General features: G+C 66.4%; 31 protein-coding genes and 1 tRNA gene. 24 read left to right on the forward strand and 8 right to left on the reverse strand.

The window, feature by feature from the left end:
- Nucleotides 1–57: 57 nt before the first annotated feature.
- Nucleotides 58–537: an FAD synthase family protein gene (locus LT965_RS06080; RefSeq protein WP_232703125.1), complete on the reverse strand. Its 480-nt coding sequence runs from the start codon at nucleotides 535–537 to the stop codon at nucleotides 58–60.
- 58 nt (nucleotides 538–595) lie between these two features.
- Nucleotides 596–1363, reverse strand: coding sequence for an IclR family transcriptional regulator (locus LT965_RS06085; RefSeq protein WP_232703126.1), 768 nt, complete (start codon nucleotides 1361–1363; stop codon nucleotides 596–598).
- A gap of 122 nt (nucleotides 1364–1485) precedes the next feature.
- Here LT965_RS06085 and LT965_RS06090 point away from each other — a divergent pair, with 122 nt between their 5' ends.
- Nucleotides 1486–2304, forward strand: a complete 819-nt coding sequence (locus tag LT965_RS06090; protein WP_232703127.1) for an N-acyl homoserine lactonase family protein — start codon at nucleotides 1486–1488, stop codon at nucleotides 2302–2304.
- Nucleotides 2305–2307: 3 nt separating this feature from the next.
- Here the strand turns inward: LT965_RS06090 and LT965_RS06095 are convergent, their stop codons facing one another.
- On the reverse strand, nucleotides 2308–2937 hold the full coding sequence (locus LT965_RS06095) for an FAD-dependent oxidoreductase (protein ID WP_232703128.1): 630 nt from the start codon (nucleotides 2935–2937) through the stop codon (nucleotides 2308–2310).
- Nucleotides 2938–3341: 404 nt separating this feature from the next.
- Nucleotides 3342–4511 (reverse strand): M50 family metallopeptidase, encoded by a 1170-nt coding sequence (locus LT965_RS06100; protein WP_232703129.1) that lies wholly within the window; start codon nucleotides 4509–4511, stop codon nucleotides 3342–3344.
- Nucleotides 4512–4607: 96 nt separating this feature from the next.
- Between LT965_RS06100 and LT965_RS06105 the strand changes: the two genes are divergently transcribed.
- The 3 genes from LT965_RS06105 (at nucleotide 4608) to LT965_RS06115 (ending at nucleotide 6078) form a co-directional block, all read left to right on the forward strand.
- The gene (locus tag LT965_RS06105; protein WP_232703130.1) at nucleotides 4608–4799 is read left to right on the forward strand and encodes a hypothetical protein; all 192 of its coding nucleotides are present in this window, start codon (nucleotides 4608–4610) and stop codon (nucleotides 4797–4799) included.
- Entirely contained in the window at nucleotides 4796–5638 is an 843-nt protein-coding gene (locus LT965_RS06110; RefSeq protein ID WP_232703131.1) for a beta-keto acid cleavage family enzyme, read from the forward strand. Before LT965_RS06105 ends, LT965_RS06110 begins: the two co-directional genes overlap by 4 nt.
- A 68-nt stretch (nucleotides 5639–5706) precedes the next feature.
- Nucleotides 5707–6078 carry a cupin domain-containing protein gene (locus LT965_RS06115; protein WP_232703132.1) on the forward strand — a complete coding sequence of 124 codons (372 nt, stop codon included), beginning with the start codon at nucleotides 5707–5709 and terminating at the stop codon, nucleotides 6076–6078.
- A gap of 9 nt (nucleotides 6079–6087) precedes the next feature.
- Here the strand turns inward: LT965_RS06115 and LT965_RS06120 are convergent, their stop codons facing one another.
- Entirely contained in the window at nucleotides 6088–7365 is a 1278-nt protein-coding gene (locus LT965_RS06120) for an erythromycin esterase family protein (protein WP_232703133.1), read from the reverse strand.
- 191 nt (nucleotides 7366–7556) lie between these two features.
- On the opposite strand from LT965_RS06120, the gene LT965_RS06125 reads away from it, so the two are divergent.
- Complete coding sequence (locus tag LT965_RS06125) at nucleotides 7557–9608, forward strand: DEAD/DEAH box helicase (RefSeq protein WP_232703134.1); 2052 nt, start codon at nucleotides 7557–7559, stop codon at nucleotides 9606–9608.
- A gap of 118 nt (nucleotides 9609–9726) precedes the next feature.
- Here the strand turns inward: LT965_RS06125 and LT965_RS06130 are convergent, their stop codons facing one another.
- Nucleotides 9727–9996, reverse strand: coding sequence for a pro-sigmaK processing inhibitor BofA family protein (locus LT965_RS06130; RefSeq protein ID WP_232703135.1), 270 nt, complete (start codon nucleotides 9994–9996; stop codon nucleotides 9727–9729).
- Between the two features lie 90 nt (nucleotides 9997–10086).
- Here LT965_RS06130 and LT965_RS06135 point away from each other — a divergent pair.
- The 3 genes from LT965_RS06135 (at nucleotide 10087) to LT965_RS06145 (ending at nucleotide 11696) form a co-directional block, all read left to right on the forward strand.
- Nucleotides 10087–10159, forward strand: a tRNA-Pro gene (locus LT965_RS06135).
- Between the two features lie 318 nt (nucleotides 10160–10477).
- Entirely contained in the window at nucleotides 10478–10891 is a 414-nt protein-coding gene (locus LT965_RS06140) for an SWIM zinc finger family protein (protein ID WP_232703136.1), read from the forward strand.
- A gap of 229 nt (nucleotides 10892–11120) precedes the next feature.
- Nucleotides 11121–11696, forward strand: a complete 576-nt coding sequence (locus tag LT965_RS06145; RefSeq protein ID WP_232703137.1) for a hypothetical protein — start codon at nucleotides 11121–11123, stop codon at nucleotides 11694–11696.
- A 68-nt stretch (nucleotides 11697–11764) separates the two neighbouring features.
- Here the strand turns inward: LT965_RS06145 and LT965_RS06150 are convergent, their stop codons facing one another.
- Nucleotides 11765–12712: a hypothetical protein gene (locus tag LT965_RS06150; RefSeq protein ID WP_232703138.1), complete on the reverse strand. Its 948-nt coding sequence runs from the start codon at nucleotides 12710–12712 to the stop codon at nucleotides 11765–11767.
- 25 nt (nucleotides 12713–12737) lie between these two features.
- On the reverse strand, nucleotides 12738–12992 hold the full coding sequence (locus LT965_RS06155) for a DUF8053 family protein (RefSeq protein WP_232703139.1): 255 nt from the start codon (nucleotides 12990–12992) through the stop codon (nucleotides 12738–12740).
- A gap of 115 nt (nucleotides 12993–13107) precedes the next feature.
- Here LT965_RS06155 and LT965_RS06160 point away from each other — a divergent pair, with 115 nt between their 5' ends.
- From LT965_RS06160 to LT965_RS06230, 16 genes are all read left to right on the forward strand, one after another.
- Nucleotides 13108–13395, forward strand: coding sequence for a hypothetical protein (locus LT965_RS06160; RefSeq protein ID WP_232703140.1), 288 nt, complete (start codon nucleotides 13108–13110; stop codon nucleotides 13393–13395).
- Entirely contained in the window at nucleotides 13395–13964 is a 570-nt protein-coding gene (locus tag LT965_RS06165) for a hypothetical protein (protein ID WP_232703141.1), read from the forward strand. Before LT965_RS06160 ends, LT965_RS06165 begins: the two co-directional genes overlap by 1 nt.
- Nucleotides 13961–14551, forward strand: a complete 591-nt coding sequence (locus LT965_RS06170) for a hypothetical protein (protein ID WP_232703142.1) — start codon at nucleotides 13961–13963, stop codon at nucleotides 14549–14551. The genes LT965_RS06165 and LT965_RS06170 overlap by 4 nt, the downstream gene beginning before the upstream one ends.
- Entirely contained in the window at nucleotides 14544–15083 is a 540-nt protein-coding gene (locus LT965_RS06175; RefSeq protein ID WP_232703143.1) for a hypothetical protein, read from the forward strand. The genes LT965_RS06170 and LT965_RS06175 overlap by 8 nt, the downstream gene beginning before the upstream one ends.
- 1 nt (nucleotide 15084) lies before the next feature.
- Nucleotides 15085–15663 (forward strand): hypothetical protein, encoded by a 579-nt coding sequence (locus LT965_RS06180; protein ID WP_232703144.1) that lies wholly within the window; start codon nucleotides 15085–15087, stop codon nucleotides 15661–15663.
- A complete protein-coding gene (locus LT965_RS06185; protein WP_232703145.1) occupies nucleotides 15660–15947 on the forward strand; it encodes a hypothetical protein in 288 nt (95 codons plus the stop codon). Before LT965_RS06180 ends, LT965_RS06185 begins: the two co-directional genes overlap by 4 nt.
- Nucleotides 15948–15950: 3 nt before the next feature.
- The gene (locus tag LT965_RS06190; RefSeq protein WP_232703146.1) at nucleotides 15951–16781 is read left to right on the forward strand and encodes an ATP-binding protein; all 831 of its coding nucleotides are present in this window, start codon (nucleotides 15951–15953) and stop codon (nucleotides 16779–16781) included.
- 4 nt (nucleotides 16782–16785) lie between these two features.
- Nucleotides 16786–16941: a hypothetical protein gene (locus tag LT965_RS06195; RefSeq protein ID WP_232703147.1), complete on the forward strand. Its 156-nt coding sequence runs from the start codon at nucleotides 16786–16788 to the stop codon at nucleotides 16939–16941.
- Between the two features lie 94 nt (nucleotides 16942–17035).
- A complete protein-coding gene (locus tag LT965_RS06200) occupies nucleotides 17036–17332 on the forward strand; it encodes a hypothetical protein (protein WP_232703148.1) in 297 nt (98 codons plus the stop codon).
- Nucleotides 17332–17862, forward strand: a complete 531-nt coding sequence (locus LT965_RS06205) for a hypothetical protein (RefSeq protein ID WP_232703149.1) — start codon at nucleotides 17332–17334, stop codon at nucleotides 17860–17862. The genes LT965_RS06200 and LT965_RS06205 overlap by 1 nt, the downstream gene beginning before the upstream one ends.
- Nucleotides 17863–17864: 2 nt before the next feature.
- On the forward strand, nucleotides 17865–18608 hold the full coding sequence (locus LT965_RS06210; RefSeq protein ID WP_232703150.1) for a hypothetical protein: 744 nt from the start codon (nucleotides 17865–17867) through the stop codon (nucleotides 18606–18608).
- A gap of 16 nt (nucleotides 18609–18624) precedes the next feature.
- Entirely contained in the window at nucleotides 18625–18858 is a 234-nt protein-coding gene (locus LT965_RS06215; RefSeq protein ID WP_232703151.1) for a hypothetical protein, read from the forward strand.
- Nucleotides 18851–18979: a hypothetical protein gene (locus LT965_RS16565; protein WP_269782715.1), complete on the forward strand. Its 129-nt coding sequence runs from the start codon at nucleotides 18851–18853 to the stop codon at nucleotides 18977–18979. Before LT965_RS06215 ends, LT965_RS16565 begins: the two co-directional genes overlap by 8 nt.
- Nucleotides 18979–19344 carry a hypothetical protein gene (locus LT965_RS06220; RefSeq protein ID WP_232703152.1) on the forward strand — a complete coding sequence of 122 codons (366 nt, stop codon included), beginning with the start codon at nucleotides 18979–18981 and terminating at the stop codon, nucleotides 19342–19344. Before LT965_RS16565 ends, LT965_RS06220 begins: the two co-directional genes overlap by 1 nt.
- Nucleotides 19345–19689: a hypothetical protein gene (locus tag LT965_RS06225; protein WP_232703153.1), complete on the forward strand. Its 345-nt coding sequence runs from the start codon at nucleotides 19345–19347 to the stop codon at nucleotides 19687–19689.
- Nucleotides 19690–20289, forward strand: a complete 600-nt coding sequence (locus tag LT965_RS06230; RefSeq protein WP_232703154.1) for a hypothetical protein — start codon at nucleotides 19690–19692, stop codon at nucleotides 20287–20289.
- Nucleotides 20290–20328 lie beyond the last annotated feature (39 nt).

Below are 20328 nucleotides of genomic sequence, written 5' to 3' on the forward strand. Positions count from 1 at the left end.
GCTCGCTGTCAGCGCTTCTTCAGTTTTGAACGGCGATCCGCGAGGTAGCGCGAGAAGTCAGAGTGGGCGCTGCCGGAGCGTCGGCGGTCGCATCCGCGCGGCCGACGCGTGCTGGCGCGCGTCGAGGATTCTACGCAGTATCGTACTCGTCGAGAGCACCGCACCCTCGAAGTCGACGTCGGCGGGGTCCGCCCGCTCGACGGTGCAGTCGAGGCCGTGGGCGTCGAGGGCCGCCGCGAGGTCGGCCTCGTCGTGGTGCTGGTCGTGGCCGAGGACGACGACGTCGGGGTCAATCTCCTCGAGTGGGACGAAGATGTCCGAGGGGTGGCCGACGTGGGCCTCGTCGACGGGGTCGAGGGCGGCGACCATGCGGCGACGCTGTTCGTCGCCGAGCACTGGCGACGGCTTGTGCGTCACGTTCTCCGAACGGGCGACGATGACGTGGAGTTCGTCGCCACGAGCGGCCGCCTGTTCGAGGTAGTCCACGTGCCCGGGGTGGAGCACGTCGAAGGTCCCCTGTGCGAGTACGGTGGTCATGGGGCTGTGTGTGCGTATCGAGTACGCCGCGGGCCCATTTCACGATTGCGGTGTGTTGTCACGTGTACGTCGCGTTGATCTCGATGATGTTCGCGACGCTGACGACGCGGTCCGGGAGTTCCTCGCGGAAGTAGTCGCCCTTCAGTCGACCGGCCGGTCCGGAGACGCTGATTGCGCCCGCGACGCGGCCGTCGGTCGTGGTGAGCGGGGCGGCGACACAACGCATGCTGTCGAGGCGCTCCTCGTCGTCGAAGGCGTAGCCGCGCGCACGGATCTCCTCGAGTTCGCCCTCCAGTTCGTCGCGGTCCGTCGTCGTCCGGGGGGTGACGGCGGGGAGGCCGTGGCGCTCGTAGATGGCCTCGCGGTCCGCCTCGTCCATGTGTGCGAGCATCGCCTTCCCGAACCCCGTCGTGTGGAGGTACACTCGCTTGCCCGGGTAGGAGTCGAGTTTGACCGCCTTCTCGCCGGTCGCCTTGTAGACGTAGACGCCGTAGCCGTGTTCGTGCATCGCGAGGTTGGCGTGCTCGCCGGTCTCCGCCGCGAGTTCACGGATCTCGGGTTTCGCGATCTGGTAGAGCGTCTGGTTGCGCGCGTGCTCCCCGAACGTCAGGTGTCGCAGGCCGATCCGGTACTCGTTTCTCGTCTCGTCCTTGACGACGTACTCCTCCTCGACGAGCGTCCGCAGGTGGTTGTGGACGGTGCTCTTCGGCAGGTCGAGGTGGTTGGCGAGCTCGGTGACGCGCGCGCCGCCGAGAGCCTCCAACCCCTCGAGGACGCGGAACGTCGTGCGGACGGCGTCGACTGTGTTCTTGCCCCGGGTTGTCATGGTACGGAACTACCTGTACAATCGGTCACCACCCCTATGAATGTTCGGCCATACTGAACGATGTCGGCGGTCGAAGCGTCACTGACCCTAGATTTATCGGGTGTCGAACTGTCCCTCGACGTATGGACGTCGACACCACCGCAGACGGCATCTACCGGTTCAACTCCGCCGACTGGACGCTCGACTACAGCATGATGGTCCAGCTGCAGCGACCCGGCGAACCGTACGCCGGGCCGTGTCCCTTCTACCTCGTCGACCACCCCGAGGGCACCGTCCTCTTCGACACGGGCGTGAGCTACGAGATGGTCCAGGACCCCGAGAGCTACGGCCAGCACGGCGCGCCCCACATGACCGACTTCGTCCAGACCTGCGACATCGACGAGTCCCGCACACCGGTCGCGCAACTGGCGGACGTCGGCTACGACCCCGGGGACGTCGACTACGTCGTGATGAGCCACCTCCACACCGACCACGCGGGCAACGTCTCCGCGTTCCCGGACGCCGAGTTCCTCGTCCACGAGGACGAACTCGAGTACGCAATGTGGCCGACGGCGACCGCACAGCGACTGTTCTACCTGGACGGCGACCTCGCACCGTTGCGCAGCCACGAGTACGACGTCACGGCGCTCACCGGCCGCCACGACGTGTTCGGCGACGGCAGCGTCGAGGTGTTCCCGACCCCGGGCCACTCGCCCGGCCACCAGTCGCTGCGGGTCGAACTCCCGGAGTCGGGGACGGTCGTGCTCGCGGGCGACGTGGCGAACCTCCGCGCGGGCTACGAAGCGGAGCTCCCGGCGGCGTTCAGCTGGTCGCTCGACGAGGCCACCCACTCGATTCGAGCGGTCCGCCGGGAGGAAGAACAGCACGACGCCGACGTCTTCTTCCACCACGACCAGGAGGACGGGGCTCGCTTCCCCGACCCACCCGAGAAACTGCAGTAGGTCTCAGCCGAAGTTCTCAGCCTTCGCCTCGTCCAGGTCGCGGTCCGCCGCCGCGAGCACGTCCTGCACCTCGTCGAGGAAGTCCGCGAACCCGTAGACGAACACCTGGGCGTCCTCGGGGAGCGCGACATCCGCGGCCGCGACGTCCGCGTCGGCGTCGAGTACCTCGACGGTGGCGCCGTCGGCTTCGAGCGCCGACAGTCGGCTCTCGTGGACCGGTTCGTCGTCCTGGTAGACCAGCACCACGTCGCCGTCCGCCTCCGACACCCGTTCCGCGATGCCGACGCACGGACCGATTCCGGGCCCGCCCGCGAACAACGCGACGGAGCCCTCGCCCTCGTAGTGCGTCTCGCCGAGCGGCCCGAACAGGTCGACTTCGTCGCCGACGTCCCGCTCTGCGAGCCACTGCCCGAGCGTCGCGTCCTCGTCCGCGCCGACGGTGATCTCGAACGTGTCCGTCACTCGCGGCGAGGAGATGGTGTAGAACGCGTTCTCCGTCTCGCCCGCGAGTTCCGCCGAGAGCTTGACGAACTGCCCCGGTTCGGCGTCGAACTCCGGGGGTGTGTCCAGTTCCACGACGACGGTGTCCGTGCCGACCTGCGCGACGCTGGCTACGCTGACCGCTGTCTCCATACGCACGCACTCTCGGCCACCCTCAAAGGCGTTCCGTCGACGGCCACCGCCGGGCCATTCCAGATAGTCGATATCCTGATAGGAATTGATTGTTGGCAGCTGACGAACTATTTACCACGTAGCAGAAACTCTCGGTGAGAAGTTCTGATTTAGTCGGCTTGAGCGCCGGTGAGGCGCAGATTCCACCCCGGGACCCGAGACCGAGAATGGAGAGACAGAGAACGCCCAAACCCACCATTAAACCCCCTGAAATCCCGAATTCGTCAGAATTCCAGCCCTGGAACAGAGCGTACCGGCGATAACGTATGTCTGATTTCGAGTATACTACGTTAGTTTTGATTAGTCGGGGCATCGCGACAGTTTCCACGACTGTTCGTCGCGGCGGAGTCGTCGGCGACGGCGCGTCAGTCCGAGCGCGCGTCGATGGGCGGCGACGCGCCGCTCGACCCGGTGGACTGGATGATGTCGAAGGCGGTCATGAGGTCCGTGCGGGAGATGAGGCCGGCCATCTCGCCGTTGGCGTCCACGACGACGAGGCGGCCGATACCGTGTCGCTGGAGCGCTTCGAGCGCGTCCATCGCGTCGCTGAACTGGGGGATGCTGTGGACCTCGCCGGTCATCACGTCCTCGACGCGGATGGCGTCGCGCTCGACGGGTCTGGCGGTTCGCGCGTCGTCCAGCGTCACCATCCCGACGACGTCGCCGCCGCGCGTGACCGGGTAGCCAGTGTGGCGCTCCTCGAACATCCGCTCCATCAGTTCGGCGACCGAGGCGGAGGCCTCGACCGTGTGGACGTCCTCGACGGGCGTCATCACGTCCTCGACGGTGACGTTCTCGAACGCGGCGTTCATCACCGTGCGCTGGGCCTCGCTGGACGCGCCGATGTAGATGAAGAAGGCGACGGCGATGAGGATGAGGTTGAAGCCGATGAGGCCGACGATGCCGAGCACGAGCGCGAACGCCTTCCCCACCTCGGCGGCGATCTGGGTCGCGCGAGCGAACGGCCGGTTGCGCGCGAGCAGCGCGCGGAGGACGCGACCGCCGTCCATCGGGAACCCGGGGAGGAGGTTGAACGCGGCGAGCGCGACGTTCATCAGCGCGAGGTAGCCGACGACGAACCGCACGAGCGGTAGCGTATCCGGGAGCACGAGCAGCGCAGCGAAGGAGGCGACGCCGAGCGTGACGCTCACGATGGGGCCGGCGATGGCGATGAGGAACTCCTGGCTCCACTCCTCCGGTTGCTCGGAGAGGCTGGCGATGCCACCGAGCAGCCACAGCGTGATGGAGTCGATGGGGAAGCCGTAGCGCATCGCGACCAGCGAGTGACCGAGTTCGTGGAGTACGACGCTGCCGAACAGCCCGACGGCGGCGACGGCGCCGAGCACCCACTCCGTGTTGCCGGTGGTGAGCGGGTCTGCGTCGAGGCCCGCCTCGAACGGCACCGCGTTCAGGGTCTCCGTCCAGAGTTCGACCTGCGTACCGATGAGGTAGGCGAACACCGGGAGGATGAGCAGGAACGTGACGTCGAGTTTGATCGGAATGCCGAACGCGCTTCCGATCCTGAAACTGCGCATACGCCACGTTGGGACGAAACACGCTTAAAAGCGGGGGCGGCAGGGGGTTCCCGCCGCCGAGTGAACTGTTAACGGGTTGCGCACCGAAGCGCCGGTATGACCTGTCCGTACCTGGCGTACCGCAGCGAGGCCGGCGGCGAGTCCTTCGACACCGAGCGGGCGTACTGCACCGCCGCCGACCGGTTCGTACAGGCGATGCGCGCGGACGTCTGCAACGACCGCTACGACCTCGACCACGCCGAGGACTGTGAGATATACCTGGCCCACGCCGACGGTGGGACGTCGTGAGTTACGAGGCGTTCCTCGCCGGCGAACCCGTGGTCGTCACGGCGGCGCTGACCGGCGGCGTCCACGGGAAGGAGGCCAACCCCAACCTCCCCGAGACGCCCGAGGAGATCGGGAGCGCGGCGGCCGCTGCGGAGGACGCGGGGGCGTCGGTCGTCCACGTCCACGCCCGGGAGCCCAACGGTGAGCGGTCGTTCTCGACGGAGCGCTTCCAGGCCATCGACGACGCCATCCGGGAGCACGCCGACAACGTGGTGATCCAGCACTCGACGGGCGGCACAGGCGCGCCCGACGACGTCCGTCACCAGCCGCTGCGGACGGACCCGCCGCCGGAGATGGCGAGCCTCGACATGGGGCCGCTGAACCGCTACGACCACCTCACGAGCGAGAACACCCGGGGGCTCGTTGACTCGCTGTACGACGAGATGCGCGAGCGCGGCATCAAGCCCGAACTGGAGGTGTTCAACGACGGCCACGTGAACGAGGTGTACGGCCTCCTGGAGCGCCGTGACCTGGCGGACCCCGTCTACGCCACCCTCATCTTCGGCCCGGGGACGCTCACCCGTCCGCGCCCGGAGAACTTCCTGAACGCCGTCTCGAACCTGCCGGAGGGCGCGCAGTTCAACACGCTCGGGTTCGGCCGCCACCAGCTCCCGTTCGCCACGATGGGCGTGCTGTTCGGCGGGCACGTCCGCGTCGGCCTGGAGGACAACGTCTACTACCGGCGCGGCGAACTCGCCGAGAGCAACGCCCAGCTCGTCGAGCGCGTCGTCCGCGTCGCCGAGGAACTCGGCCGCGAGGTGGCGACGCCCGCGCAGGCCCGCGAGATTCTCGGCCTCTGAGCGCGCCGGGCGACAGTCGTCCACCAGCAACGACTATGCCTAAGGCCCGCGCCCGCCAACCCCAGAGTATGGCCGACTCAGACCACGTCGTTCGACGCGCCGCAGACGCCGACTACCAGGACGTCGGCGCCGCCGACGGGATGCGGAAGGGCGTCCTCATCGACGACTCCGACGGCGCGCCGAACTTCGCGATGCGCCGGTTCGTCCTCGACGCCGGCGCCAGCGTCCCCGAGCACACCAACGAGGTCGAGCACGAACAGTACGTCCTCGGCGGCGAGTACACCGTCGGCGTCGAGGGCGAGGAGTTCACCGTCAGCGAGGGCGACAGCCTCCTCATCCCCGCGGGCGCCGTCCACTGGTACCGCAACGAGGGCGACGAGGAGGGCGCGTTCATCTGCGTCGTCCCGAACGGCGACGACGACATCCAGCTGGTGGAGTGAGTCGGTAGTTCAGAGCGGCGTCGACGGACCGACCGACCGGACGAAGAACACGCCGTCGAACTCGTCGGCGGCCGCGTGGCACCGGCAGATTGCGGAGTCTTCGGCCGGGTCCACGACGCCCGCGACGTACCGGTGGCGGCGCTGCTCGGCGAGCCACGAGCGGAGTAGCGAGTCCTCGGACAGCGACCGGTAGTCGAGTAGTGCCACCGGTGCTTCGAGACGGGCGAACAGCTCCGGAACGGAGCCCTCCTCCGGGGCTGGCACCGCTAGCTCGGTCGTCGCCAGCGTCGTGCCGTCGAACTCGACGCCGTCGCCGTCCGTCGGTGCGTACGCCCGGACCGCCCCGCGTCCGAACTGCGCGCCCAGCGCGTAGTAGCCGCTCCCGTAGCGCCGGGAGAGGTGCTCGCCCATCGTCGCCGACGGGTGGCCGTCGCCGCTGAGTCGCCCCGTCTTCACGTGGTTGTTGTGTGCCCACACCGCGACCCGGTCGTCGGGAGCGCGCTCCCGGATCCAGTCGACGGTTTCGGCCATGTAGCGGTCCCGGAGGCCCCACTGGGCGGCCCGGTCGGCTTCTTCGCCCGTCCGTGCGAACTCGCAGGCGCGGCGGAACGTCCGGAGGTGCTGTCTCGCGAGCGCGGTGTCGGCGTCACCCTCGCGTTCGTGCTCGAACCAGTCGGCGACGTCCTCTGCGGCGTGTTCGGCCGCCCGGAGTCGGTCTCGGTCCACGGCCTCACCCTCGAAGACGCCGTCCGCCACCTCGTCGAGCGTCCGGAGCAGGCCCTCGGGCGGACGCTCGCCGTCGGACTCGCGGAAGAACGCTCGGAGGGCGGCCGCCGCGCCCGCCGCAGACTGGACGTCGAAGCCGTAGACTGCGACGCGGCCCGACAGTGGTCGGTCCTCGTTGAACGACCGCATCCACTCCAGGAACGCGACCATCTCCTCGGTCTCGTATATCTGGAAGCCGATGTCCTCGAGGATGGACTGGAGGTCGCCTCGCCCGTGGACGACGTAGTCGTGGAGTGCCACTGTCTCGGAGAACGAGGCCTCCAGGGCGAACGTCCGGAACCCGTGGACGGTCACGAGATACCGGACGAAGCGGTGTTTGAACGCGAAGAACTCGCGGGTCCGGTGGGTGGCCTCGCCGAGGCCGACGACGTCGACGCCGCCGAGCGCGTCGTCGAAGGCTCGCAACGCCGGCGAGTCGGCGTCCGGGTCCGTCGTCTCCAGTTCCGTGCAGTGTCTTCGCAGGCTGTCCACCAGGTCGTGGGGAGCGTCGGTTCGTGTCATGTGAGCGCCGCGTCCGGGCGGCGGCCGGTCGTCGCCGGGACAGTGCCGCGGCTACGACCGAGAAGACGTAACCGACTGCGACCGCGCCGACAATAAATCTCCTGGGTCGCCGCTGGTGCCGTGGGCGCCACCGCCGGTCGCGCGAACCGGAGAGCGAACTGCTGAAATACCGCCGTCGTCTACGAACGGCCGTGTCTGAACAGGTCCAGCGCGTGGATACGCTCTTCCTCCACGAGACCGGCGACGACTACGTCGCCGTGGCTCGCCGGGGCGGGGAGCGACTGTTCCGCGCGAGACTGGAACTGACCGAGCGGGACGCCGGCCCGCGGCCGGGGAAGTTCCGCATCAAGACGGGGGGCGGCGAGGAGCCGCGCAGCCCCGACCAGTTCGTCGAGATCGCGCGGCGCGCCGACCGGATCCGCATCAGCCAGCAGACCTCCAGGCGCGGACGCGAGGAACTCCGCGAGATGCTGGACGCCTACCAGCTGGAGGCGAAGGCGGTGCGGACGTGCCGGTACTGCGCGGGGAAGGGGCGGTACTCCCCGATCACGTCGGAGACGGCGATCAAAGCGGACGACGAGTACATCTGCCAGGACTGCGCGGTGCGGGAACTGGAGCGCGAGCTCGCGTTCAACGGGAACATGACGGGGGCGGCCCAAGCGCGCCTCGAGGAGCTGCTGTTCGAGGAGCAGGACCTCGGGAAGATCACGGGGCTGCTCGGCGGGAACCTCGACCCCGACCTCACCAAGTACGACGAGGTGTCCGCGACGACCGACGAGATCGACCCCGTACCGGTATCGGACCTCGACCTCCACCCCGACGTGCAGGAACTCCTGGAAGACAGATTCGACGACCTGCTGCCCGTACAGAGCCTCTCCGTGGAGAACGGGCTCGTGGAGGGCGACGACCAGCTCGTGGTGTCGGCGACGGCGACCGGGAAGACCCTCGTCGGGGAGATGGCGGGCCTCAACCGACTGCTCGAGGGGAAGGGGAAGATGCTGTTCCTCGTCCCCCTCGTCGCGCTCGCGAACCAGAAACACGAGGACTTCGAGGACGAATACGGCCACCTCGCGAACGTCACCATCCGCGTCGGTTCGTCCCGGATTCGGGACGACGGCCACGCGTTCGACCCCTCCGCGGACATCATCGTCGGGACGTACGAGGGCATCGACCACGCGCTGCGCACGGGGAAGGACCTCGGCGACATCGGCACCGTCGTCATCGACGAGGTGCACACGCTGAAGGAGGACGAGCGCGGCCACCGCCTCGACGGCCTCGTCTCGCGGCTGAAGTACTACTGCGAGGAGCGCGCGAAGCACTCGACGGACTACGGGGGCGCGCAGTGGGTGTACCTCTCGGCGACCGTCGGCAACCCGGGGCAGCTCGCGGCAGGCCTGGACGCGAAGCTCGTGGAGTTCGAGGAGCGCCCGGTCCCCATCGAGCGCCACGTCACGTTCGCGGACGGCCAGGAGAAACCCGACATCGAGAACAAACTCGTGCGCCGGGAGTTCGACCGGGAGTCCTCGAAGGGGTACAAGGGCCAGACCATCATCTTCACGAACTCCCGGCGGCGCTGCAACGAGATCTCGCGGAAGCTCGACTACCCCTCGGCGCCGTACCACGCGGGCCTCGACTACGGCGAGCGCAAGTCCGTCGAGCGCAAGTTCGGCGACCAGGACCTCGCCGCGGTGGTGACGACGGCGGCGCTCGCGGCAGGCGTCGACTTCCCCGCCTCGCAGGTCGTCTTCGACACGCTCGCGATGGGCATCGAGTGGCTCTCCGTCCAGGAGTTCGAGCAGATGCTCGGCCGCGCCGGCCGCCCGGACTACCACGACCGTGGGAAGGTGTACATGCTCGTCGAACCCGACGCCTCCTACCACGGGTCGATGGAGGGCACCGAGGAGGAGATCGCATTCAAACTCCTCAAAGGCGAGATGGAGGACGTGGTCACGCACTACGACGAGGCCGCCGCCATCGAGGAGACGCTCGCGAACGTCACCGTCGGCGGCACCGCCGCCAAGCGCCTCAACGACCGCATGATCGGCGACGTGCCGACGAAACACGCCCTCGGGAAGCTCGTCGAGTACGAGTTCATCGACGGCGTGACGCCGACGCCGCTCGGCCGCGCGGTCACCACGCACTTCCTCGAACCCGGCGCCGCGTTCATGATTCTCGACGGCGTGCGCAAGGGGAAGGACCCCTACGACGTCGTAGCGGACCTGGAACTTCGAGGAGAAGAGTAGCGAGAGTCTGAGCGTAGCGAAGACTCTCGGAAGTAGGAACGGTGAGCGGAGCGAACCGTGAGTAGCGCGGTTCGGAGCGAGCCCTGCGAGCGAGAACCGCGGAACTGTGAACGGCCTTCTACAGGAAGAGTACGGCGGGCACGAACGCGAGGCCGGCCCACGCGAGCAGGATCACCAGTACTGCGCCCGGGAGTCCGCCGAGCGCCACCACGAGCAACACCAGCGGGGTCACCGCGACCTGCGCGCCCAGCCACTGCGCGAGGAAGATGACGAGCAACCCGACCACGGCGTTGACGATGAACGGCTTCACTGCGCGAATCACGGTGAAGGCGCCGAACAGCGCCGCCAGCACCACCAGCAGAAGTCCGACTTCGAGCAACGTGACCATGCGCCACCGTACACCGCCGGGCCGATAGCCGTTGCGGCCGCACCCGCCGAACGAAACCCTTACGCCGCGCGCCGCGGTACGTTGCGGTGCGGGACCGTGGGGTAGCTTGGTATCCTTCAGCGTTTGGGACGCTGTGACCCCGATTCAAATTCGGGCGGTCCCATACCATATAAGGCAGAGACGGCGTGTTTTGCCGGTTCTCGGCCGTTTCGGAAATCCGCCCAGCGGCCGCACTCGGAGGGGGTCGACGTGAGTTCCCCAGCCGACGCTGCGGACCGAGACATCTGCCGCTACTGCGGCGGCTTCATCAACGAACCAGACCAGCGCTGCTCAGCCCTCGACGACGGGGTGTGTCGGCCGTGACGATGCACTACTGCGGAAGCTGCGGTGCCCGCCTCAAGACTACGACCTCGCGGGGCGGCATCCCTCGACGAGTCTGCCCGAACTGCGGCGACGGTCCAGCAGGGGTGAACGCAGGCCCATGAGCCGCGCGGAACAACCACCGGGCACTCTCAACGCCCTCGACGGCAGGCTCGGCCCGCCGCCGAAACTCGTCTTCCCCGAAGGCTGGACGCTATCGGGCGCCTGGAAACGCGCTCAGTCCGCCGAAGCCTATCTCGGCCCGACCGAGGGTCGCGCTCACTACGACGTCCTGCTCGGTCGGGAGAACGGCGACATGGGCGACAAGCATCGCGTGCTGTTCGCCATCCAGAACGGCGCGCTCCGCGCCGACTGCGACTGCAAAGCCCATCAGTACCGCGACTGGTGCGCCCACGTCGCCGTGCTCTGGTGGCGCTGGACACGCGGACGAATCACCGTGAGGAACCTCGACACCGACCAGACGCACGTCTCTCCGCCCTGGTGGTTGGCGATTCCCGACGAGGAAACAATATGAACCCCCGACACAGCACCCGAGAGCAGCAGGAGCGGACAGACGCCGGCTTCACGCGCGAGAGCGAGGGCGCGCACGAGCCCTCGGCAGACCCAGGGGCGGGGGGTGTGCGGACACCACTGCCTCGACCCGAAACGGCCTCCGATGAATCCCCGCACGTCGCAGACCCAACCCCCGTTTCATCTGCATCCGCACCGACCCCCCGAAGTGCGGCAACCGAGGTGTCCGCCTGATGGCCCGGATGGACACAGGCGGCCAGCACTTTGAGGAAGTGCGCATTGACACGCGTCTTGATGGTGACCGCGCCGAGCGCGTCCAGCAGCACCTTGAGGGGACGGACAAGTCCGGCGCCGAACTCGTCAGAGAAGCCCTCGACGAGTACCTGGGCGACGGCGAACCCGACGGGCCGTACATCCGCCCGCCGGAGAACGACGATCTACGGCGCGCCCTCTCCACACTCCAAGAGTTGGCCCGTGGCAACGGCGGCACCGTCCTGCGCGACGTCGCACTTACGGAACTCGCACAGAAGTTCTCGCGCTCGACGGAAGCCTGCAACTCCACGCTCCTGCAACCGCTGTCGAACGCTGGCTACCTCCAGAATCGCGGCGGATTCCGCTCTCGCGGGACGATTCGCGTCGTTCTGCCGAGCGACGTGCCGGACATCATCGAGAACGCCGGCACACTCGACGCGAGCGACGCGAAGAGCGAGCAAGACAACGCGCCCAACTACGACGATCCGAAGACCGCCGCAGAGCGCTTGGAAGCGCTCTTCGAGGCGGGCGAGGGCGTAGCGGAGACGGCGGATTGACAACGCGGGAGATTTGGATTCCGTGATTTCGCGCTCCGAGTCAGAGTTGATCAATAGGAGTAGACCTCCTATTCGGTTGGATTCTCATGGTATCGGGCCTCAACTAACTTCTCAACCAGATCCATCATATAGCCTGATGAGAATTTTAGAAACATCCCAATCGAGTGGAGATGAACACGCGCCGCTAACCGTGTAACCCTCTCAATATCCGCCTGTGTCAGTACAGCTGCGGTAAGAATATCCTCGGGAAGGTGCTCGACTGTTTCTTCTTCAACCACAATCGGACAATGATGGACGATATCATTTCGTTTGTCCCAAAGGAAATCCATCTCAGAATCCCCCAGTCCGATTTCTCCCATCTGCATCTGTTCATCTGTCTCAGGAATACGCACTAGCTGACTATCCGCAAAAGTCTCACCGAGTCCTTGTTTCTGAATTTCTCGATAAATCTGCTTGAAGGTCACACTCTCATCGGCTAGACTGAGGGCGCCTTGGCCTTGGCGACTTTCCAACAACTTTCCAAGGTATTCGAGCGTTGAGCATGTGTTTCTAGCGAATCCGTAGAGAAACACGTAGTCGTTGGTAGATAAGTAGGTGAACAGTAGTCGTTCAGAGAAACCGAGGCTCTGCGCTACCGAAAGCTCACGGAAGTAGTGCTTGAGGAATTTATCTAATTTGTATAGTATACCGAGTTGTGCCTTGACAATGTCTGAGTCGCTCGCTTTTGCAACTGACTGGAACCGCAGGCACTCTTGATAGTGCTCCCCTGCTTCCTCCTGGAACGCGCTTAATGTGGCAAAATACTGGTTTTTCTGAACTAGCTCCCTGCTCTGCATAAGCAGGTTAATGAGTTTATCAGAGAGTGCGGAAGCTTCGATGGCGAGGTCATCAATATCTGAAATTACAGCAAATTCCTCAGGGCTTGCATTGGAATGCAGTCTCGTCCAGTCACCTTCGAATTTTACATAGACAGACTGAGCGTGGCGATTATACTCCAATTCAGGCATACCATTCATTGACGATGGTTATGCTAATTGACGCCTAGGCCTTTACCGTTGCCTGCGCCGGTTCACTGTACGCCGGTTGTTCGTGGTACGCCGGGAAGTCGTGCAGATCCGTCCGCAGTACCTGCCAGGCGCCCGCGTCGAACCGGTGAATCCGCATTCCGGTTTCCGTGATTTCGAGATCCTCACCTGACGTGCCTCCGCTCACAATACCTTCGTCGCGCAGTTCACCGAGGGGAAGGGTCACGCCTGCCGAGTTCCCTCCGATGGACACCAACTGATTCATCGCCATGCTACAGTTTTCTCATGGATTGGTTACCGGTTAAGGATTGCCCATACTATAATACGGATATAGCAATCCGGGCGTCTATGCCCTTCTCTCGCCTGTTTCTCCGGCGAGGTGGACATTGAGCGAAACCGTTGAATTTGGCACGAAGCAGACCGCCGACGAGTGGCGACGCGAACACGAGGAGTACGTCTGTCCCATCGACGACGACCGCCGGCTGAAGACCGTTGCGTTCGTCAATGATGCGCCCGACTGGCTGCTCGACCGCGCACATGTGGAGGCAGCGAGCGGACGAAGCGAGCGCGACCAGGACAGCGGACAAATCGAGTTGACGGACAGCGAGAAAGAGCGCGTCGGCCCGTTCACCGACGAGAACAACTACCGGAAAGCAGCGGCCGTGAGGGCGTGATGCGCGCCGCAGGCGTCGACGACTGGACGAGTCACTACGACGCTACCCTGAGCGTCGACGAACACCGCGACCTCGCGGAGCAGGCCGCCCGCGAGGATAGCGGGAAGCGCCTGGATGCTGGCGACAGCACTGACGACCGACTCGGACGCGCCGAGGCGGCGATGGGCGAGGAGTGCGACCACGCCCGCGGCCACTGCGAGCACGGCGACCCCGACGCCTGCGAGTTCCTGACCGACGCCTGCGGCTACGACGAGGCCGAGGTGGCCGACATTCTCGACGAGGACGGCGCCGACACAGAGGAGGAGATAACCGGCCCCGCTGCTGGCGCTCTCGGCCGCGCGTGGCAGGGGTACAAGGCCGGCATCTCCCGGTTGGAGCGGGCCATCGAGGACGCCCTGGAGGCGAAGCGCGACGCCGAGGGGGCGGCCGCCGCGATCAACGCGATTCGGGTGGACCACGGTCAGGAACCACTCGAACTGGAACGACTCGAAGAACTGAGCGACCGGCTCGCCAGCGAAGGCGAGCAGGCCCACGACGCCGAGGGCCACATCGAGCAACAGATGACATGAGTGACCACAAATGCCCCGTAGAGGGCTGTGACTTCGGAGACGATGAACCGCGGACGAGGCGCTCGGTTCTCTCGCACATCAACGCGATGAGCGACAGCGACCACGACAAGAGCGCCCGCGAAGCCGTCGAGGAGGGCGCTCCAAGCGCGCTCGTCAACGACACCGACGACGAAGAGGGAGAACAGGACGGAGAGCGCGCTGAAAGCGCCGACGAGCGCGCTTCCGACGAGGAGGAAAGCGACCCCGAGGAGGGCGGTATGGCAACCCCAGAGGAGTACGAGCAACAGCAGACCGACCTCGAAGGCAAGGAGAGCAGCGACGAAAGCGACGAGGAAGCGCCGGAGTCGGGCGAATCCGAGAACGAAGAGAGCGCCCAGGAGAGCGGCGCTGGCATCCCGCTCAACCGGCAGACGTTGCTGCTTGCCGGGGTCGCTCTCGCGGTCGCTGGCGCGTACTACTGGTTCGTCGTTCGGGAGAGCGACCCGGAAGCGCCCGCTCAACCCGCCCCGAGCGAGGACGAAGACGATGAGGAGAGCGCCGGAGAGGGCGCGGAAGCGGCCGAAGCGGGGGGTCTCTGGGATGAGTGACGCAGAGACCGCCGACCCAAGCGAGGAGGGAGAGCAGGCGAGTGAGGGCGCTGAGAGAGCCGGCGAGCGCGCTTCCGCGGGCGACGACCAGCCCACTATCGACGACGGCGAGCGCGCGGACGTCGACAGCGAACTTGCCTCGCTGGCCGCCGACGTCGAGGCCGAAGCCGGCGCCGGTAGCGACGACGAAGACGACGAGAGCGACGACCAGGAGGGGAGCGGCGATCTGGCGAAGCCCACCGAGGAGGGCAGCCCGAACTGGGGCGACCTCTACGTTGGGACGGTGACGACCGGCCTCAACGCCGTCATCGACGAGTACGGCGACGAGGACGCCGAGCACATCGACGAATCGCTGGCCCGCGACCTCCACCTCGACGAGTACGTGGACGAGTGGATGAACCAGCAGGGGAAGGCCGAGATGGACCCCGCCCAAGGGATGCTCATTGCCACCGCCGCCCTCGCCGCGACCGTGCTCATCTCGAAGACCGACCTGCCGAGTAAGGCGCTGAAGAAAGCGAAATCCGACGACTAAGATGATAGACAGAGTCCAGGAGCAGATGCAGAAGCAGAGCGCAGGAGCAATGTTCGAACGGTTCCGGCCGCAGATGGAGGCGCTGGCGACCGTCGTCGCCCGCCGCGAAGCCTCCCAGTTGCGGCTGGCGCAGCGGCTCGCGGAGGCCTCCGACGCGGAGGTGTCCGTCGACGCCGTGGCGGACGTCGAGGAGCGCGCCGACCAGCTGGAAGCGATGGCCGAAGCCGCCGCAACCCAGGACCTCGAAGGCTGGTACTTCGGGGAGTTCGCGCCCGACCACCTCGACAACCCGGAGCAGGCGGCCCAGTACGCCGGGCTGGACGGGGACGCCTGGGAGAACCAGATCGCGGCGTGGGCGACCGCCTACCGCTCGCAGTCCCCGGAAGCCGAGTCCTTCGAGGACCGGGAACTGGCCGGCATCCACGTCGAGAACGAGTTTGGCGTTCCTCTCGAGGAGTTCGAGCAGAACGTCGTCGACTGGAGCCCCGGCGAGGGAATCGAGACGGTGCTGACCGCGCACCTCACCACCGTCGAGCAGGTGATGGCGACGGTCGCCGCCGACCTGGAGGGCGAGGAATGACGTACACGGACGGGTTCGACGCCGACGGGATGGCCGACGAGTTGGCGTTCGCGGTCGCGCTGTTCCTCGCGCTGCTGGCGTCGGTCGAGGTGCTGAAGTCGCTGACGGCGAGCAGTGAGCCGACGCGCGAGCCCACGGAGCAGTCGGTGACGCTCAACGAGGACGTGCTGCGGCGCCTGGAGGACGGCGAGACGGTCGTGCTCTCCCGCTGGCACGGCCGCGATCTCGAACTCTCGGGGCAGCAGGTCATTGACGTCACCGCCGTCGAGGAATCGGAGGACTGAGCCGTGCATGGAGCGTTTGCGGCGAAATCGGGGTGGGGGAAGTCGTGGCACCTGCAAGCGTGGATGGAGCGGAACGCACCGCGCTACGACTACTTCGTGTGCCTCGATTACGCCGACGAGTACCGCGGTCTGGTGAAGTCCGGGCTCGCCGTTCACTACATCGTCGGGCCGCGCGAAGCGGCCGCGTTCGGCGTCGAGGAGTGGACGACCATTCTCCGGCAAAACCCGCGGCTCATCCTGGCCCGCCACGAACTCGGGCCGGAGACGTGGCGGGAGGAAGTCGCGGCGCCGGTCATCCAGGCCGCGCGCCGGCTCGCGCAGTCGTCCGGGTCCGCATCGTCGCTGACGGTCATCGACGAAGCCCACTGGGTCGCGCCGCAGTCGGGCGCTCTCCCCGACGTCGTGAAGGGGATGGCGACGACGGGCCGTGGCGAGGGCTCGTCGAGTCTGTGGGCCACGCAGCGGCCGGCAGAGTTCAACGAGACGATGCTGGGGAACATGATGTTCCAGATTCTCGGCGGCTTCACGTCGAGCGCCGACATGGACAAAGTACGGCGAATCGCGGAGTACCCCGCGGACGTCCACAACCCCCAGAAGACGACGCTGCCGGCACTTCCGTCGGACCTCCAAGTGGACGGCGAGAGCATCCCGCTCCGGCGGTTCACCGAGGGCGAGGGCGAGGACGAGCACACCATCGGCAGCGAGTGGGTGTATTCGGACGATAGCGGCGACCTGCGGCGCATCGATACGCGCAACATCCAGATGGACGCGACGCACTACGGCGCGGAGGGCATGAAACTCCTCCCGCCCGAGGAGCGAACGGAGGGGGCCTAACACGATGCCACAACCGAAGGAGAGCCTGACGTTCTACGGCGATAAAGCAGAGCTGTTCCGCGAGATCGCCGACGACTTCGAGGAGGAGATGGGGTGGGAACCGGGGAACGCCGAACTCGGGGCGTGGCTGATGTCGAAGTACCACCAGAACGAACGCTAACCGGGAGTACGCGCCTTCGCGCGGCTCTGCGCGGCTCCCGGCGGCTTCTGTGCGGCCTGCCCACAAACGACCCCCGTCTCTCTTTGAGTGCATCATGGCAGCTACCAGCGACGCGATGGACGCGCTCGACGAACTCGCAGACCCCGAGTTCTGGAGTCAGGCCGGGGTCGTCTTCGGCGGCTTCATGGCCCCGACCGTCGTGCGCAACCTGGTCGAACCGAACACCACCTACGACATCCCCGACGAGCTCTACGGCGGCGCCGTCGTCGTCGGTGCACAGTACTCCCCCGCCTACAAGCGCGAGATCATGCTCGGCGGCGGCCTCTACGCCGTCGACAAGGCCGCCGAGCGGTGGAACATCAAGCAGCACATCTCGGAGGCCGGTAACTGATGGCGGGCTCCGCCAACATCTTCCTCGACGAGGGCGCCACCGGCAACAACGTCGAGGCGCGGGACGGCGTCGCCGATCAGGAGACGGCCGTCGTCACGTTCAGCCCCGACCGCGGGAACGCCGTGCGCCTCCTCAACGCGGTGGCGGCCGGCGCCGCGTCGGGCCTCCCGCTGTTCCTCAAGCCGCGGGACTCCGACGGCAACCCCCTCCCGATCGGGACGACGACCGTCTGGCTCGCGGTGCGGCGCTCCACGCAGTCGTCGTTCCACCGCATCAGTGAGGAGATCACGAACATCGGCCACTACGTCCGCAACGACATCACCACCCAGCAGGACGCCGACAACATCGACCAAAGCAAGGTCGACCTCGAGTACCCCGAGGCCTCGGGCCAGGAAGGTACGCCGTCGAGCGTGAAGATCCGGGACATCGACGAGTTCGCCATCATGGTGGACTCCTCGGTGCCGTGGAGCTCCGCCGAGTCGGTCGCCCAGGTGTCGACGGACGCGACGGAAGGCCCCTTCTCCCGGTGACCATGTCGGGAATTCCGAACAAGGTCAAGAAGACGCTGCAGGAGACGGGCCGTGACCGCCGGAACCTCTCGCCGCAGTCCTTCGAGTGGTCGCCGGGGTCGATGGGCCAGCGAACGCGAATCGCCCGGCTCCGCGCCGACACCGCGCACAAGCTCCTCGGCAAGCAGTCGGGGAAGACCCTGGAGGTGGCGCTGCCGGCCTACGAAGGCCTCGGCCCAACCAACGGGACCGCGGACGACCAGGAGACGTTCACCGTCTCGCATGGCATCCTCGACTGTCCGAACACCCAGAACGTCGTCGTCTACCTCGACGGCGACTACTACGGGACGCCCGACAGCGTGGACCTCTCCACCGGGGACATCGACGTTACTGACCCAGGAACGGCCTCGACGGTCCACGTCTTCTACATCCCCGACAAGGCGGGGACCATCGAGATCGAGAAGGCGCTGGACGGTTCCACGTCGACGTCGAAGAACCTCAAGACGCTGTCGGCCAAGAACATCCACCGGAAGAACCTCAGCGAGCAGCCGGAGTTCTTCGAGTTCACCGACGCCGAGGACGGTCTGGAGCCGTTCGTGGCGGCCGACATGACCCTCGACGTCTACGTGGACGTTCCGTACGTCGTGCGCTTCGAGGACCCCGACGGCGACGGCGCAATGGCGACGAACGCGCTGCTGAACTTCTCGGCGTACCAGGGCCGCGACGTCGTGCCAGGCCTCATGGGCGCTGTGAAGGAGTCGATGTAGCGCCGGAGGTTCGACGATGAATCCTAATCTTTGGGACGACCAGACCACGGCGAGCGACAGCACCGATCCCGAGAGCGCCCAGACGACCGACGCGGGCGAGTGGGAGACGACGAGCGGCGCCGACGTCTCGCCGCTGACGGCGGCCATCGAGGCGTCGCAGTGGAGCCATCAGGACGTCCAAGTGCTCCTCCAGGCCGCGCAGGTCGCGCTCCTGCTCGCCTGGGTCTTCCACATTACCAACGATGACTGACAGCACCGACGAGCCGACGACGTGGGAAGAACCGCGCGAACAGGCAGTGATTGAGGGAGAGAAGCGGACCATCCCCGACCAACAGCGGCGGGAGATCGAGCGCCGCCGGGAGGGCCAGTAGTGCCCGATCTCATCCCCCAGCCGGCGGAGACGGACCGGCCGTTCTGCGAGCCGACGAGCGTGCAGCTCGGCTCCAACGAGGAGGCGACGCTGACGTTTCAGCCCGTAACGAACGACGCCGAGTTCCGCATCGGCACGGTCGCGATTTCGAAGCGCCCAGACTCCGAGTACGTCGTCCGGATGGACGGGGAGGTGGTGTACGGGCCGGCGCCGATCCCGCCGACGGACATCGACGATCTCGCGGTGACGTTCACCCCGGCGCGGGGCTTCGAGCAGGAGCTCTCGATCACGGTACGGAACCTCCTGGACACCACCGGAGAGCGGCTGTACTCCATCCAACCTGTGGGATACGAGGTGATGGACTGAATGCCCCAGGAGAGCTTCGGCGACTACACGATTCGCAAGCGAGCCGCCGGGGAGTCCGGCTTGACCGAGGGCGAGGAGGACATCAGTGACGGCATCGACGTCGAGGTGGGGGACGTCTCGGCGTTCACGCTCTACCTCGGCGTGTCGACCGCGACGGCCGTCGACGTTCAGGTGTTCCTCTCACCGGATGGCGGTACAAACTGGTACGAACCGGACGAATCGCCAGTATCGTTGCCGTCTGACGACGAGTCGGCGGTCGAGCACATCCCGTATAACGCCTCGGCGGTGCGTCTCGTCGAGTCGAGCGGGACGCCTGTGAAAGCGCAGATTCGGGAGGTGGTCTGAGTGGGCGTCTGGGGGTCGGGTGGCTCTGGATTCCAGGGCTACGACTACGTCCAGACCGATCAGCCGGCGAACCCCGAGGAGGGCCAGACGTGGTACGACGTCGACGGCGATGCGGCGTTCGTCTACGATGGCGCCGCGTGGCTGGAGATGACCGTGACCGACCACGGCCAGCTCTCCGGGGTCACCGCGGGCGCTCACCGCTCAGACGCAAACATTCGTACCACCGTCGACGGCCAGGTGGATGCCGACACTGTCGACGGGAAGCACGCCAGCGACCTCGGGGGAACGCTCGGGAACTACTACTTCACGGGCTCTGTGTCGTTCAACGAGTCGGGCGGTAGTGCCTCGAATACGTGGCAGATTTCGGGGAGCGTCGTGCCGGTGTTCGCTCGCGTGTCGAAGTCGGGCGGTGACGGTGGCCGGACTGCCGAACTCCGGTACGCCGACGGATCGAGCATCGACATGGCGGACGGCGACAATCCGGTTCTCGTCGCCACAGACAGCTACCTGGACGAGATTTATCTGGCCTGCGGCGTGTGGGACAGCTCTCAGACCGACTCCGCCTCGGTCAGCATGGAACTCGTCGGGGTCCAGATGTGACACAATGAGTGACAACAGGACCGCGGGCGAGAGGCCCGC

Origin of the sequence: Halobacterium wangiae (assembly GCF_021249345.1) — an archaeon.
Taxonomy (GTDB): Archaea; Halobacteriota; Halobacteria; order Halobacteriales; family Halobacteriaceae; genus Halobacterium; species Halobacterium wangiae.

Excerpts from the sequence above, each read along its gene's own strand:
- LT965_RS06080 (WP_232703125.1), bottom strand. The coding sequence starts at position 537 with ATGACCACCGTACTCGCACAGGGGACCTTCGACGTGCTCCACCCCGGG.
- LT965_RS06085 (WP_232703126.1), bottom strand. The coding sequence starts at position 1,363 with ATGACAACCCGGGGCAAGAACACAGTCGACGCCGTCCGCACGACGTTC.
- LT965_RS06090 (WP_232703127.1), top strand. The coding sequence starts at position 1,486 with ATGGACGTCGACACCACCGCAGACGGCATCTACCGGTTCAACTCCGCC.
- LT965_RS06095 (WP_232703128.1), bottom strand. The coding sequence starts at position 2,937 with ATGGAGACAGCGGTCAGCGTAGCCAGCGTCGCGCAGGTCGGCACGGAC.
- LT965_RS06100 (WP_232703129.1), bottom strand. The coding sequence starts at position 4,511 with ATGCGCAGTTTCAGGATCGGAAGCGCGTTCGGCATTCCGATCAAACTC.
- LT965_RS06105 (WP_232703130.1), top strand. The coding sequence starts at position 4,608 with ATGACCTGTCCGTACCTGGCGTACCGCAGCGAGGCCGGCGGCGAGTCC.
- LT965_RS06115 (WP_232703132.1), top strand. The coding sequence starts at position 5,707 with ATGGCCGACTCAGACCACGTCGTTCGACGCGCCGCAGACGCCGACTAC.
- LT965_RS06120 (WP_232703133.1), bottom strand. The coding sequence starts at position 7,365 with ATGACACGAACCGACGCTCCCCACGACCTGGTGGACAGCCTGCGAAGA.
- LT965_RS06130 (WP_232703135.1), bottom strand. The coding sequence starts at position 9,996 with ATGGTCACGTTGCTCGAAGTCGGACTTCTGCTGGTGGTGCTGGCGGCG.
- LT965_RS06140 (WP_232703136.1), top strand. The coding sequence starts at position 10,478 with ATGAGCCGCGCGGAACAACCACCGGGCACTCTCAACGCCCTCGACGGC.
- LT965_RS06145 (WP_232703137.1), top strand. The coding sequence starts at position 11,121 with ATGGCCCGGATGGACACAGGCGGCCAGCACTTTGAGGAAGTGCGCATT.
- LT965_RS06150 (WP_232703138.1), bottom strand. The coding sequence starts at position 12,712 with ATGAATGGTATGCCTGAATTGGAGTATAATCGCCACGCTCAGTCTGTC.
- LT965_RS06155 (WP_232703139.1), bottom strand. The coding sequence starts at position 12,992 with ATGGCGATGAATCAGTTGGTGTCCATCGGAGGGAACTCGGCAGGCGTG.
- LT965_RS06165 (WP_232703141.1), top strand. The coding sequence starts at position 13,395 with ATGCGCGCCGCAGGCGTCGACGACTGGACGAGTCACTACGACGCTACC.
- LT965_RS06170 (WP_232703142.1), top strand. The coding sequence starts at position 13,961 with ATGAGTGACCACAAATGCCCCGTAGAGGGCTGTGACTTCGGAGACGAT.
- LT965_RS06175 (WP_232703143.1), top strand. The coding sequence starts at position 14,544 with ATGAGTGACGCAGAGACCGCCGACCCAAGCGAGGAGGGAGAGCAGGCG.
- LT965_RS06180 (WP_232703144.1), top strand. The coding sequence starts at position 15,085 with ATGATAGACAGAGTCCAGGAGCAGATGCAGAAGCAGAGCGCAGGAGCA.
- LT965_RS06185 (WP_232703145.1), top strand. The coding sequence starts at position 15,660 with ATGACGTACACGGACGGGTTCGACGCCGACGGGATGGCCGACGAGTTG.
- LT965_RS06195 (WP_232703147.1), top strand. The coding sequence starts at position 16,786 with ATGCCACAACCGAAGGAGAGCCTGACGTTCTACGGCGATAAAGCAGAG.
- LT965_RS06200 (WP_232703148.1), top strand. The coding sequence starts at position 17,036 with ATGGCAGCTACCAGCGACGCGATGGACGCGCTCGACGAACTCGCAGAC.
- LT965_RS06205 (WP_232703149.1), top strand. The coding sequence starts at position 17,332 with ATGGCGGGCTCCGCCAACATCTTCCTCGACGAGGGCGCCACCGGCAAC.
- LT965_RS06210 (WP_232703150.1), top strand. The coding sequence starts at position 17,865 with ATGTCGGGAATTCCGAACAAGGTCAAGAAGACGCTGCAGGAGACGGGC.
- LT965_RS06215 (WP_232703151.1), top strand. The coding sequence starts at position 18,625 with ATGAATCCTAATCTTTGGGACGACCAGACCACGGCGAGCGACAGCACC.
- LT965_RS16565 (WP_269782715.1), top strand. The coding sequence starts at position 18,851 with ATGACTGACAGCACCGACGAGCCGACGACGTGGGAAGAACCGCGCGAA.
- LT965_RS06225 (WP_232703153.1), top strand. The coding sequence starts at position 19,345 with ATGCCCCAGGAGAGCTTCGGCGACTACACGATTCGCAAGCGAGCCGCC.